The organism is Streptomyces sp. NPDC059861, assembly GCF_042731435.1.
Lineage (GTDB): Bacteria > Actinomycetota > Actinomycetes > Streptomycetales > Streptomycetaceae > Streptomyces.
In genome coordinates, this window is record NZ_JBHWJQ010000019.1 from 90,442 (window position 1) to 103,612 (window position 13,171).

11 protein-coding genes are annotated in these 13,171 nt (G+C 73.2%); 5 read left to right on the forward strand and 6 right to left on the reverse strand.

The annotated features are described in order from the left end of the window. Positions 1-9 precede the first annotated feature (9 nt). Positions 10-1,755 carry a phosphatidylglycerol lysyltransferase domain-containing protein gene (locus ACFV6X_RS18705; protein WP_385384701.1) on the reverse strand — a complete coding sequence of 582 codons (1,746 nt, stop codon included), beginning with the start codon at positions 1,753-1,755 and terminating at the stop codon, positions 10-12. A gap of 331 nt (positions 1,756-2,086) precedes the next feature. On the opposite strand from ACFV6X_RS18705, the gene ACFV6X_RS18710 reads away from it, so the two are divergent. Then, positions 2,087-3,352 (forward strand): hypothetical protein, encoded by a 1,266-nt coding sequence (locus ACFV6X_RS18710; protein WP_385384704.1) that lies wholly within the window; start codon positions 2,087-2,089, stop codon positions 3,350-3,352. Between the two features lie 92 nt (positions 3,353-3,444). On the opposite strand, the gene ACFV6X_RS18715 is transcribed toward ACFV6X_RS18710, so the two are convergent. Together ACFV6X_RS18715 and ACFV6X_RS18720 are read right to left on the reverse strand one after the other, a co-directional pair. Further along, complete coding sequence (locus ACFV6X_RS18715) at positions 3,445-4,818, reverse strand: PH domain-containing protein (protein ID WP_385384707.1); 1,374 nt, start codon at positions 4,816-4,818, stop codon at positions 3,445-3,447. After that, positions 4,815-5,414, reverse strand: a complete 600-nt coding sequence (locus ACFV6X_RS18720; protein ID WP_385384709.1) for a PH domain-containing protein — start codon at positions 5,412-5,414, stop codon at positions 4,815-4,817. Before ACFV6X_RS18720 ends, ACFV6X_RS18715 begins: the two co-directional genes overlap by 4 nt. 31 nt (positions 5,415-5,445) lie before the next feature. Here ACFV6X_RS18720 and ACFV6X_RS18725 point away from each other — a divergent pair, with 31 nt between their 5' ends. Beyond that, positions 5,446-6,597, forward strand: a complete 1,152-nt coding sequence (locus ACFV6X_RS18725; RefSeq protein WP_385384712.1) for an NADH-quinone oxidoreductase subunit D — start codon at positions 5,446-5,448, stop codon at positions 6,595-6,597. Between the two features lie 91 nt (positions 6,598-6,688). On the opposite strand, the gene ACFV6X_RS18730 is transcribed toward ACFV6X_RS18725, so the two are convergent. Further along, complete coding sequence (locus ACFV6X_RS18730) at positions 6,689-7,636, reverse strand: SAM-dependent methyltransferase (protein ID WP_385384796.1); 948 nt, start codon at positions 7,634-7,636, stop codon at positions 6,689-6,691. Positions 7,637-7,832: 196 nt separating this feature from the next. Here ACFV6X_RS18730 and ACFV6X_RS18735 point away from each other — a divergent pair, with 196 nt between their 5' ends. The 3 genes from ACFV6X_RS18735 (at position 7,833) to ACFV6X_RS18745 (ending at position 10,475) form a co-directional block, all read left to right on the forward strand. Further along, the gene (locus ACFV6X_RS18735) at positions 7,833-9,035 is read left to right on the forward strand and encodes a sensor histidine kinase (protein ID WP_385384715.1); all 1,203 of its coding nucleotides are present in this window, start codon (positions 7,833-7,835) and stop codon (positions 9,033-9,035) included. A gap of 89 nt (positions 9,036-9,124) precedes the next feature. Further along, positions 9,125-9,796 (forward strand): response regulator transcription factor, encoded by a 672-nt coding sequence (locus ACFV6X_RS18740; protein ID WP_365454377.1) that lies wholly within the window; start codon positions 9,125-9,127, stop codon positions 9,794-9,796. A 46-nt stretch (positions 9,797-9,842) separates the two neighbouring features. Continuing rightward, on the forward strand, positions 9,843-10,475 hold the full coding sequence (locus ACFV6X_RS18745) for an AAA family ATPase (RefSeq protein WP_385384718.1): 633 nt from the start codon (positions 9,843-9,845) through the stop codon (positions 10,473-10,475). Between the two features lie 46 nt (positions 10,476-10,521). Here the strand turns inward: ACFV6X_RS18745 and ACFV6X_RS18750 are convergent, their stop codons facing one another. Both ACFV6X_RS18750 and ACFV6X_RS18755 read right to left on the reverse strand, forming a co-directional pair. Next, on the reverse strand, positions 10,522-11,628 hold the full coding sequence (locus tag ACFV6X_RS18750) for a DUF5937 family protein (RefSeq protein WP_385384720.1): 1,107 nt from the start codon (positions 11,626-11,628) through the stop codon (positions 10,522-10,524). Between the two features lie 289 nt (positions 11,629-11,917). Beyond that, on the reverse strand, positions 11,918-13,096 hold the full coding sequence (locus tag ACFV6X_RS18755) for a threonine aldolase family protein (RefSeq protein WP_385384723.1): 1,179 nt from the start codon (positions 13,094-13,096) through the stop codon (positions 11,918-11,920). Between the last annotated feature and the right edge of the window lie 75 nt (positions 13,097-13,171).

Sequence of the window (13,171 nt, forward strand, 5' to 3'; positions counted from 1 at the left end):
GGCGTGCGCTCAGGGGCGCGCGGCGGTGTCCGGGCGCCTCGGCGGGCGGGGCAGGGCACGGCCGGGGTGGAGGGAACCCTCGGCCCGCGGGGCGGCCAGGCCGATGCGCGGCAGGTCCCCGGAGGCGCGGTGGACGGCGAGGCGGGACTCCCAGCGCGGCTGGAACCCCCCACTGAAGCGGTGCAGGGACTCGATCTGGAACCAGTGGGAGAGGAAGACCAGCAGCCCGCGCCAGGCGCGCGGCACCGGGCCCGCGCCGGTCTTCTCGCCGCGTGCCGGCGCCGAGCGGAACATCGCGAGGTCCAGCGACACGCGCGCGATGCCGAGCTTCGGCGCCGCCAGCAGCGCGGCCACGACGAGCAGTTCGTTCATGCCCGGGTCCGCTGAGCGGTCCCGGCGCATCAGGTCCAGGGAGACGCCGTCCGCACCCCAGGGCACGAAGTGCAGGACGGCCTTCAGATCGCCGTACGGACCCGGCTCGGCGTCCGTCCTGTGGGCGGTGGCCACCAGGCAGTCGCCGTCACCGGGGCCGCCGACGCGGCCGGGCGCCATGGAGAAGCCCCGTTCGCTGTCGGTGCCGCACCAGTCCCCGGTGGCGCGGCGGATCCGGTCCCGCTCGGCCTCGCCGAGGTCACGGACGTGTCGTACCCGGGTCACGTATCCGGCACGTTCGATGCGCCTGACCATCTGCCGCACGTTGCGCATCGCGCGGCCGGCGAGGGAGAAATCCGCGACCTCCACCACCGCCTCGTCACCCCGTTCGAGGGCGTCGAGTCCGGTCTCGCGGATCCACACCTCGCCGCCCGTCTCGGAACAGCCCATGACGGCGGGTGTCCACGAGTGCGCGCGTGCCTCGTCCATGAACCGCTCGATGGCCCCGGGCCAGGCCTCCACGTCACCGATGGGGTCGCCGCCGGCGAGCATCACCCCGGAGACCACGCGGTACGTCACCGCCGCCTTGCCGCTGGGGGAGAAGACGACGGCCCTGTCGCGGCGCAGCGCGAGGTGGCCGGACGAGTCGCGGTCGCCGTGCCGCTCCAGCAGGGTGCGCAGCCTGACCTCGTCGTCCTCGGTGAGCCGGGCTGCCGGGTGCTCGGGGCGCAGGGCGAGGTGGACCGTGGTGAGGGCGGTGAGCAGGCCGAGGGCGCCCAGGGAGACGGCGACCGTCCGGGAGGTGGTGCCCGCGTAGGCGACCGGGCCCTCGATGCCGAACAGGCCGTACAGGACATGGGTGATGCGGTCCGCCAGGGACGGGTCGCCGATCAGGCAGTGCGGGTGGGCACTGACGACGACCAGGCCCAGGGCGAGCGAACCGGCGCCCATGAGCACGAGGTTGGCCAGCGCCCGCCACCGGCTGTGCGGGTCGGACAGGGAGGCGAACCGGTCGCGGCGGCGCAGCAGCGACGCGAGGAGCGCGAGCGAGACGATCACGCCGAGCAGGGAGTGCCGGTACGTGAACTGTGCGAGCGCGCCGGCCGGCAGCAGCACCACGGCGGCCCGCCAGGCGCGCCGCCTGCCGCGCTTGAGGCCGTGGGTGAGCAGCAGCAACAGCACGCCGGCGCTGAGCGAGAGCGCGGCCGCGAAGGGGCCGAGCGCGCCGGGCAGCACCTCGGCGAGCGCGTGCGTACGGCTGTGCCGCAAGAGCGGGAAGACCCCCGCGGCGATGTCCACGAGGCCCACGAGGGCGCAGGCCCTGCCGGCGAGAAGGGGAACGGCCTCGGGGCGCGGCCCGCGCGGGCGGCACCGCCACGGCATTTCCCCCTCTTCCCGTGGTTCCCCGACTTCACTGACAGACATCGCATCCCGTAGTTCTGCGCGAGAGTTGGAATCCGAGTGCCGATTCGGGCATCCGGCGACATTGCGCCCTCTAGGACGGCGGGACGGAGAGGGAGGTTCACTCCGCTTCGCAAAGCCGTTTCAAAGGCCACGGGGTTGCTGTGGTCCGGGCTCACGCGGTGGTGCCGTGCCCCGGCCGCGGGGCGGCGGGCTCCGGGAGACGGGATGGCACCGTTTCAAGGCCGTGTGGTGGCTGTGTTTTTACCGCCGGGGGCACCATGATTCGCCTACGCGCGGTAAGTTTCTGGCCATGCCACGTGGACGTCACCGCCATTCACCGCCTCTGCACAGGCTGCTGCCTCCGTCGGCGATCGCAGGCGTCTCCCTCGTCTGCGCTCTCGGCCCCTGGGTGTTCACGGAGCAGACGCTGCTCCGTGGGCTGGCTGCCGCCGCCGCGGTGACGGCTGCCGCCGGCGCGGTCGTCATGCGCCGTTGGGACATCCAGGCCGGCAAGCAGGTGGCCGACCTCACGCGCGCGCGGGCGAGCGACGAGTGGCGGCACGAGGAACGTGTCGCCGAACTGGAGAGCGACCTGGAGGAGTCGCGCGAGCTGCGCGGCAAGCTCGAACAGCGCCTCCGGGCCAAGCGCACCGAACTGGCCGGCCTGCGCAACGAGCACGCGGCGCTGCTGCGCCGGTACGCCAACGCCGAGACCGAGCGGGCGAGCGCCCTGGAGGGCCGCCGCCGGCTGGAGATCGAGGCCGCGGTTCCCACGCGCGCGCTGCCGCCCGGCGCGGTGGCGGAGGACGCCGCCGAGGTCGGGACCGAGGGTGCCGCCGGGGCTTCCGACGAGGTCTCGCCCGCGGTCTCCAACGAGGTCTCGCCCGAGGCCTCCACCGAGGCCGACGACACCGCCGACTCCACGGAGGACATCGCCGACGGCACCTCCGACGGCACCACCGCAGAGACGGCCGTCGAGGAGAAGCCCGAGGGCGCGAAGCTGTTCTCCCCGGAGGGCTCCCGGCTGTTTCTGCGGGCGCAGGCCGCGCTGGTCCGCTTCGACGCCGATCGGAAGGCCGAGCCCGAACAGGACCCGGTCGACGGGACGGAGGCCTCCGTCAAGGAGCCCGTGCCGGCCGACGCCGAGCGTGGTGCCGGGGCGGAGGCCGCGCAGGAGGACGAGGCGCGGGGGAAGGCCGAGGCGGCCGACGCGCACGAGCACGCGGCCGCCGCCACTCCCCGGGCCCCCCTGCAGCAGCCCTCCGGCCACTACACCGTGCCCACCGCGGTGGCCGTGGTGCCCGCCTCCACGCCGGTGCGCCGGCCCAGGGTCGAGGGCGGGTTCGACTTCTTCGGTACGAAGGGCGAGGCGTCCGCCGCGCTGGAGGCCGTGCAGAACGAGGACCTCGCCGACGTGGTCGGCCAGGAGGCGCTCGATCTGCACAAGGCCGAGGCCGAGGCGGAGTTCAAGCCCGCGACCGCGGAGTCGCGCGGCGTCGGCCAGGTGATCGACCTGACGGCGCACGACGAGACCGAGCAGATCGACATGCAGGGGCTGCGCAGCGCGGCTTCCTGAGCCCGCTCAGCTGAAACCCCGTTCAAACGGCGGCTTTTTGGACAGCTCTACCGGAACGCCGTGCGGGCGCGCTGGCGCCGAGCACGGCGTTCTCATGTCATCCACCGGTCCGGCCGCGCGTCCTTGCGCCCCGTCCGTGACCGCTCGGCCTGGGCGCGCAGCAGCCCCGCGGCCTCCTCGGCGTCCCGCAGCCGGGCCGTCACGGTCTTGTCGGCGCCGGTGTCCACGTGGACGTCCGCGAGCCGCCAGAGCCGCATCCAGGGGCCTTGCGCCTGCCGGACGCTCTGCACCTTGGCGTGCGGTACGAGCGCGAGGGTGCGCCGGAGCAGTCCGTGCCGGGCCACGAACACCGTGTCGGTGACGGTGTAGCCGTAGCCGCGCCACCACAGCGGCACGCACCGGCCCGCGTGCCGCAGCGGGCGGGACAGGGACGAGGCGGGCGGTACGGTCACGCCGGGCAGCACGCGCGTGACGAGGGACTCCGCGATCTCGCGCGGGGCGACCGGCAGCAGCAGGGAGTTGGACGAGCCGGCCACGTCCAGCTCCACCCGCATCCAGCCGCGCCGCCGCCACAGCAAGGGCTCCACGATCCGCACGGTCTGCACCCGTCCCGGCGGCACCGTCTCGTGCGCGCGGTCGAGGAGCCCGCGGTCGATCCGGATACCGTCCGGCGACTCGGCCACCGTCCAGTCGTACTCGGCGACGAACCTGCCCACGCTGCTCGCGCCCGCCGCGCCGATCAGCGGCACCGCGGTCGCGACCACCGTCCACAGGTTGTGGGTGACGATCCACAGGACGGTCGGTACGACGACCGCGCCGGCCAGCGTGGCCCACGTGGCGCCGGTCAGCAGCAGCGAGACGGCCAGCACCCCACCCGGCACGTTCAGCAGCCGCTGCTCCGGCGCCTCGCCCACCTCGTGGGCGGTCTCGGGGGCGAAACCGGCGGCACGCGCGAGGAGTTCGGCCCGCAGCGCGCGTGCGTCCGCCTCGCCCAGGTAGGCGAGCTCGTCCTTCTTGTCGGCGCCTATGACGTCGAGTCTGAGTTTGGCGACGCCCGCCACGCGCGCGAGGAGCGGTCTGGTGACGTCGACGGCCTGGATGCGCTCCAGGCGGATGTGCGCGGTGCGCCGGAACAGCAGGCCGGTGCGGATGCGCAGTTCCGTCCCGGTCACCGCGAAGTGCGTGAACCACCAGCTGAGGAAGCCGTACAGCGCGGCGGCCGGGACGACGACGGCGAGGGCTGTCAGGATCGTGGTCGTCGTCAGCCGGCTCAGTTGGCGGTGCGCCCCGTCCGGATCGTGCAGCGCCCACCCGATGAGCACGGCGACCGGCGCCCACGCCCGTCGGAACGGCGTGACCGGGTGCAGCCGCCGCTCGGTCACCGTCACTTCGTCGCGCACCTCGCCGTCGGTGCCCGGCTCGTCGGTGCCCGGGGTGCCCGGCTCGTCGGTGCCCGGCGTCGTCACAGCCCCGCCGATCGTGCCTGGCCCAGTTCGGTGAGCCGGTCGCGCAGCCGTTCCGCCTCGTCCGGGTCGAGGCCGGGGATGGTCGCGTCGGTCGCGGCGGCGGCCGTGTGGAGCTGGACGCTGGCCAGCCCGAAGTGCCGCTCGACGGGACCGGAGGTCACCTCGACCAGCTGCATCCGCCCGTACGGCACCACCGTCACGGTGTGCCACAGCACGCCCCGGCTGATCAGCAGGTCGTCGGCGCGCTCGGCGTACCGCCAGGAGCGCCAGTTGCGCTCGATCAGCCACCAGCCCCACACCATGAGTGCCAGCGGCAGCAGGGCGAAAGCGGCCCACGCGGGACCTGCCAGCAATCCCGGAAGCAGGCCCGTGGCCAGCGTCAGCAACCCCATCCACACCACCAGCAACAGCCGTCGCATGCGTAGCAGGCCGGGCGGCAGCGCGGTCCAGGCCGGTTCGGCCTCCGCCGTCACCACCCGCCCAGGAGCCGCCGTCCCGCCGTCCGCGGAGGCCGTTGTCCCCCCGTCCGCGGGGCGCATCGACCCGCCGCCCTCCGGACCTGCCGCCGCGCCGCCCTCAGGGCTCCCCGTCTCCATACGGCCAGCCTACGTAGGACAGACTGTGTCCATGACTCCTACGACGGAGACCACGGTCGGAATCGGCGGCGCCGCGGAGAGCACCGACATGGTGCTCAACATCGGTCCGCAGCATCCGTCCACGCACGGCGTGCTGCGCCTGCGGCTGCTCCTCGACGGTGAGCGCATCACGAGCGCGGAGCCGGTGGTCGGCTACATGCACCGGGGTGCGGAGAAGCTGTTCGAGGCGCGGGACTACCGCCAGATCATCATGCTCGCCAACCGTCACGACTGGCTGTCGGCCTTCTCCAACGAGCTGGGCGTCGTCCTCGCCGTGGAGCGCATGCTCGGCATGGAGGTGCCCGCGCGCGCGGTGTGGACGCGCACGCTGCTCGCGGAGCTCAACCGAGTGCTCAACCACCTGATGTTCCTGGGCTCGTACCCGCTGGAGCTGGGCGGCATCACCCCGGTCTTCTACGCCTTCCGGGAGCGCGAGGTCCTGCAGAACGTCATGGAGGAGGTCTCCGGCGGGCGGATGCACTACATGTTCAACCGCGTCGGCGGCCTCAAGGAGGATGTGCCGGCCGGCTGGACCGCACGCGCGCGTACCGCGGTCTCGGGGGTGCGCTCGCGCATGGACCGCTTCGACGACCTGGTCCTCGGCAACGAGATCTTCCGCGGCCGCACGCGCGACGTCGGGAACCTCACGCCGGAGGCCGTCCACGCGTACGGCGTGAGCGGCCCGATCGCGCGCGGCTCGGGCGTCGACTTCGACCTGCGCCGTGACGAGCCCTATCTCGCCTACGGGGAGCTCCAGGACACCCTCAAGGTCGTGACGCGCTCCGAGGGCGACTGCCTGGCCCGGTTCGAGTGCCTGCTGGAACAGACGCACAACGCGCTCGACCTCGCCGACGCCTGCCTCGACCGGATCGCCGAGCTGCCGCCGGGGCCGATCAACCAGCGGCTCCCCAAGGTGCTGAAGGCGCCCGAGGGGCACACCTACGCGTGGACCGAGAACCCGCTCGGCATCAACGGCTACTACCTGGTCAGCAAGGGCGACAAGACGCCGTACCGGCTCAAGCTGCGCTCGGCCTCCTTCAACAACATCCAGGCGCTGACCGAGCTGCTGCCGGGGACGCTGGTGGCGGACATGGTGGCGATCCTGGGGTCGTTGTTCTTCGTGGTGGGGGACATCGACAAGTAGGCGGCCCCGCACGGGCCGGCGAGCGGCTCAGCCGGTGAACGGGTCATCGGCGAGCGGGTCATCGGCGAGCGGCTTCGGCCGGTGAGCTGGTTCAGTCGGCGAGCGGGTCCGGGATCCCGACCGGCTGCACCAGCCACCCGAAGTCGCCCAGCCCGCCCGGCGCCGTCAGCTCGGCGGCCTCGCCGGCGACCGTGAGGGCACGCAGATAGGCCGCGGGGTCGGTGGTGGCCAGCGTGATCGGGGGCCGTGCGCCCGCCACCCCCAAGGCGCGCAGAGCGTCGCGCTGGGTCAGTGTGCGCCCCCCGGGGAGCGCGCACGCGTCCAGCGCCACATGTGCCGTGATGTCGCACGACCCGTCCGGCACGGGCGTCGTCCCGCGCCCCTCGCGGAAGCCGGTGAGGGTGCCGAAGGGCGGTCGCGCGTCCACCGTGTGCGCGTAGTCCACGGCGACCGCCAGCCCCCGCCCGACGCGCGTGAGGACCGACGCCCAGGCCGTGTCCCTCGGAAGCCCGATCTCCGCCCGCAGCCCTTCCTCGGCCGGCCCCGGCCACCAGCGCGCGAGCCACTCGGCCGCAGCCCCGGACACCGGCTCCCCGAGCCGCTCGATGCCGTCCTCCCGTACGAGCACCAGCCGCCACACCCCCGCCGAGTCGGCCTCGGCGACCTCCACGGGCACGTTGTCCAGCCACTCGTTGGCGAACAGCAGCCCCGAGACGCCCTCGGGGCACTCGGCGCGCCACTCGATGCGGTGATCGAGACCGGCCGGGCGACCGGCGATCTCCACGGCGTACGCGCGCGTGCGGGCGGCCAGTTCGGCGGGCAGCGCGGCCAGCACCCCGGTGACCAGTTCGCCCCGGCCCGCCGCCATGTCGACGAAGTCGAGGCAGGCCGGGCGGCCCAGCGCCTCGTCGACCCGGCTCAGCAGCCGTGCCACCGCCCCGGCGAACAGCGGCGACGCGTGCACGGACGTACGGAAGTGCCCTGCCGGTCCCTCGGGCCTGCGATAGAAGCCGTCGGGGCCGTACAGCGCCGCCTCCATGGCCGCGCGCCACCCCCGCCACTCCCGCCCCTCCAACCCTTCACCGTCCGTCGCGTCGCCCGTCGCACCCCTGTTCACAGGGCAAGGCTAGGCGCACAGGAGAGCGGAACCTCCACCTTGCGGAGTACACGTATCGCATCCGGATCGGTCCTCCGGTTGACTCCCGCGGGCACCACGCTTCCCTACGCTGGGTTACGTGCAGCGCCTCTACGACTTCCTCCGCCGACACCCGACATGGGTCGACGGCTTCTGGGCCCTCGTCCTGTTCGGGATCTCGGTCGTGGGTGGGGCGACCACGGAGGAGAGCAGCCGGAGCGATCTCCCGGCCTTCGTCGTGCCGATCACGCTGGTGCTCTGCCTGGTGCTGGCGCTGCGCCGGCGTATGCCGGAGAAGATGCTGGTGCTGGCGGCCGCCGTGGGGGTGGCGCAGCTGGCGCTGGACGTGGGGCGGCTGCCCGCGAACTTCGCGATGCTGGTGATCGTCTACACCGTGGCCGCGATCGGGGAGCGCTGGGCCTCCCGGTTCGCCCTGGCCGGTGGTCTGTGCGCGGCACCGCTCGCGCAGATCCGCTGGCCGGAGCCCCAGACCAGCGTCGCGGGCAACATCGCGCTGGCGATCTTCCTTACGGTGCCCTTCGCCCTGGCCTGGGTGCTCGGCGACTCGATCCGCACCCGCCGCGCCTACTTCGCGCAGCTCGAGGAGCGCGCCGCCCGGCTGGAGAAGGAGCGCGAGGCGCAGTCGAAGGTCGCGGTCGCCGCCGAACGCGCCCGGATCGCGCGCGAGCTGCACGACGTCGTCGCGCACAACGTGTCCGTCATGGTGGTGCAGGCCGACGGTGCCGCGTACGTTCTCGACGCCGCGCCCGACCAGGCCAAGAAGGCCCTGGAGACCATCTCCTCCACCGGCCGCCAGGCCCTCGCCGAGATGCGCCGCCTGCTCGGCGTGCTGCGCACCGGCGAGCACCAGGAGGGCGGGGAGTACGTGCCGCAGCCCGACGTCGAGCAGATCGAGGACCTGGTCGAGCAGTGCCGGGCTTCCGGACTGCCCGTCGACTTCAAGATCGAGGGCACGCCGCGCCCGCTGCCCAGCGGCGTCGAGCTGACCGCCTACCGCATCGTGCAGGAGGCGCTCACCAACACGCGCAAGCACGGCGGGCCCAACGCGGGCGCCAGCGTGCGCCTGGTCTACTTCGACGACGGCCTCGGCCTGCTCATCGAGGACGACGGCAAGGGCGCCCCGCACGAGCTGTACGAGGACGGCGGCCTCGACGGACAGGGCCACGGCCTGATCGGCATGCGCGAGCGCGTCGGCATGGTCGGCGGCACCCTGGACGCGGGCCCCCGCCCCGGCGGAGGATTCCGCATCAGTGCGCTGCTGCCGCTCAAACCGGCGCATTGACGCATCCGCACGCCGCCCGTTGACACCTGTCACGCCCCCGAACGACTTCGCACCCGACGACCTTCGAGATGGACACGGAAGAGGACCCCATGACGATCCGCGTGATGCTCGTCGACGACCAGGTGCTGCTGCGCACCGGGTTCCGGATGGTGCTCGCCGCGCAACCGGACATGGAGGTCGTGGCCGAGGCGGGCGACGGCGTCGAGGCCCTTCAGGTGCTGCGCGCGACCGAGGTCGACGTGGTGCTGATGGACGTGCGCATGCCCAAGCTGGACGGCGTGGAGGCCACCCGCCGGATCTGCGCGGACCCGAACCCGCCGAAGGTGCTCATCCTGACCACCTTCGACCTGGACGAGTACGCCTTCTCCGGGCTGAAGGCGGGCGCCTCCGGCTTCATGCTCAAGGACGTGCCGCCCGGCGAACTGCTCGCCGCCATCCGGTCCGTGCACAGTGGCGACGCCGTGGTGGCCCCGTCGACCACCCGGCGCCTCCTGGACCGGTTCGCGCCGATGCTGCCCAGCGCCGGCAAGGAGCCCCGGCACAAGGAGCTGGAGCGGCTCACCGACCGGGAGCGCGAGGTGATGGTGCTGGTCGCCCAGGGGCTGTCCAACGGTGAGATCGCGGCCCGGCTGGTGCTGTCCGAGGCGACCGTCAAGACGCACGTGGGCCGCATCCTCACCAAGCTGGGGCTGCGGGACCGGGTGCAGGTGGTCGTCCTGGCGTACGAGACGGGGCTCGTGCGGGCCGGCGGCCACGGCTGACCGGCCACGGCTGCCCGGGGCGCGCGGGCGTCGGTAGGGTCTGCGCATGCTCCTGTGGATCAACGGCCCCTTCGGGGGCGGCAAGACACAGACCGCACACGAGATACAGCGCCGGCTGCCCGGCAGCGTCCTCTGCGACCCGGAGCACGTGGGCTTCGGTCTGCGCCGCATGCTCCCGCCGGCACTGCGGGGCGACTTCCAGGACCTTGTCTCCTGGCGGCAGGGCGTTGTCGAGGTCCTCGACCTCGCCCTCACGCGCCACGACGGTGTCGTCATCGCCCCGATGACGGTCACCGACTCGGGTCACTTCGGGGAGACCGTCGGACGGCTGCGGGAACTCGGTCACGACGTACGGCACTTCACGCTCCTCGCCGAACGCGAGACCGTGCTGGAGCGGCTGCGGGAGCGAGGGGTCGTGCACCAGCTTCAGCATGTCGCCGGGAGGAACGCCGGAGGGCACGGTGAGAGTTGGGCGGTGCGGCAGCTCGACCACTGCCTGGAACGGTTGCGGGAGCCGGAGTTCGCCGAGCATCTGTGGACCGACCACACGACCGTGCCGAAGACGGCGGACCGGATCGCCGTCCTCGCCGGGCTGACCCTGCGGCCCAACGACGAGGGGCCGCTGCGCACCCGGCTGCGGCAGGCGCGGGTGGGGATCCGGCACATCCGGTTCGACTGAGGCGACCCGGCCGGGGCCGGGCGGGGCTGTGCGGGGTCGCGTACGGCTACCTGAGGATCCCCTCCAGGAAGTCGCTGCCGAGCCGCGCCACCACTGTCACGTCCAGCTGGTGCAGGACGTACCGGCCGCGGCGGCGCGTGGTGATCAGGCCCGCCTTCTTCAGCACGCCCAGGTGCCGGGATATCTCCGGAGCGGTCACGCCGTGCGCCGTGGCCAGCTCGCCGGTGGTGAAGGCGCTGCGGGCCAGATGGCGGCAGATACGCATCCGCAGGGGGTGGGACAGGGCCGTCATCCGCAGGGTGAGCTGCTCGACCGACGGCGGCGAGGCCAGCTCCGGGGAGCCCACCGGGTAGTGCAGGACCGGCTGCCAGCCGTACCGGTGCAGCACCATCAGGTGCGGCCAGCCGAGGCTCGTCGGCACCAGCAGCAGACCGCCGCCGGCGGTCGTCGTACGCCCCTCGGACAGCTTGTCCACGGTGATCCGGGCGCCGTCCTCGTCCAGCGTCACGGCCGAGGACACGGCGGCCAGCGCCTCGCCGAGGCCCTTGCGCCGCAGCAGATCCGTCTTGTGCCGCGCGTCCGCGGCGAGCGGGTGGCGCACCCTGGCCCAGACGTCGCCGAAGAACGCCTCGTCGCACTCCTCCAGGAACTGGCGCAGCCAGGCACGCACGCGTGGCGGGTCGTCGAGGAGCCGCCTGGTGAACCGCACCTGCCGCGGACCGCGTGACTCCGCGAGCTCCAGCGCGCGGCGGCGCAGCGCCGGGTCGGCCAGGACGCCGGGGCCCGGCATGTCGTAGTCGGGCGCGCAGGTGAACTCAAGCGCCAAGTCCGCGAACTGCTCGTCCGACAGCTTGTCCAGCAGGTCGATGTCCTCGGCGAGCGTCGCCCCGGGCAGGGTGCCGCGGCCCGGGACGCCCGCGAACGGCATGAAAACGTCCGAGAACGTCGTCCGCCACAGGAAGTCGGCCTCGCACATCCGGTCGGCCAGATGCGAGTCGAGGCCGGCGGTCACGCCGGTCACCCATCCCTGGAGGCCGGGATGGTGCCCCGGCTCGGACAGCGCGTGCAGCGCCATGCCGAGCTCGGTGAGGGGTGAGGGCACGACGGCGACCCTCTCCGGCCGCAGCCCCGCGATGTCGATGCTCACGCTCATGACGCCATGGTGCACCCCGGCACCGACAACGCCGCCCCCGATTGACGACCGGCGTCAATCCACGCGACGTCGACGTCCGGTGCGACGCGGCCTGGGCACACACCGGGGCCGCCGCGGAGCCTTCCGGATCCCGAACCGTCCGGTGATTACGTCCCGAAGAGGACTTCCGCGCGGTGCTCGCCGGACGGCCGGCGCGGGGGCGGATACGGCACGCCCTGGGCCGGTGGCTCCACCCTGGGCGCGGGGTCACAGGCTGACCGCCGGGCGACCGCCGCCCACATGCTGACCGCTACGGCAGCCGGGCGACGAACTCGGCGACCGCCGCCCTCACCTCGTCCGCCGTCCATTCCAGGCCCGCGGCCCGTACGTCGATTTCCGTGACGGCGAGGTCCGGGCCGGGGCCGTCCCACGAGCGGCCGAAGAGCAGGGTCCCGGTCTCCTCCGCCTGCCGCACCGCCGCCTCGGCGGCGGCATCGGGGTCGTAGGGCACCCATACCTGGAACTCGTTGGTGTGGGGCTCATCGGGGTGGACGCGCGCCCAGGGCACGCCGGCCGCCGTGAACCCCTCCCGCAGCGCGGCGGCCACCACGCGCGCGTGCCGCACGTAGTCGGGGAGCCGGGGCAGCTCCCGCGCCAGCCCGGCGAGCGCCGACAGCACGGTCGGGAACTGCTGGAACACCTGACCGCCGTACCGGTGCCGCCAGGCCTTCGCCTCCTCCACCAGTGCCCCGGGGCCCGCGAGCGCCGCGCCGCCGAAGCCGTCGAGGGACTTGTAGAACGACACGTACACGCTGTCCGCCAGGCCGGCGATCTCGTGCAGGGGGCGGCCGAAATGGACGGTGGTCTCCCACAGGCGCGCGCCGTCGAAGTGCACCACCGCGTCGCGCTCCCGCGCTGCCTTCACCACCTCGCTGAGCGCCTCCCAGGAAGGCAGCACGAAACCGGCGTCCCGCAGCGGCAGCTCCAGCATCAGTGCACCGAACGGCTCCTCGAACTCCCGGATCTCGGCGGCGGTCGGCAGCCGTGGCTCCCTGTGCACATGAACGGAGCGCAGGCCACTGACCTGCGCGAACGCATCGCGCTCATGCACTGCGGGGTGGGCGAGCGGATGCAGCGCGACGGTCGGGTTCCCGGTGCGGCCGGCCCAGCAGCGCAGGGCCACCTGCTGGGCCATCGTGCCGGTCGGGAAGAACGCGGCGGCCTCCGTGCCGAGCAGCCCGGCGACCTTCGCCTCCAGGGCCTCCACGATGCCGTTGCCGTACACGTCCGCCGATTCGTCCAGGTCGTACAGCTCCTCGACGGTCTCCAGCAGCGCCAGACGCTCCCGCAGCGTCGCGAGCACGCTCGATCGCGCGAGCACCCGCCGCGCGCTCCGGTATGCCGTCCTGCGCCGCTCCAAGCGCCGTTTGCGCCGCTCCTCGACCGAATCCTCCGGGGCACGCGCGTACTGCCTCGCCGTCTCAGCCATGCCGCGATCATGCCGGGCGGGGTCCACGGCGAGTACCGGATTTCACAACCCACAGCCTGTGGACAACCGAACGCC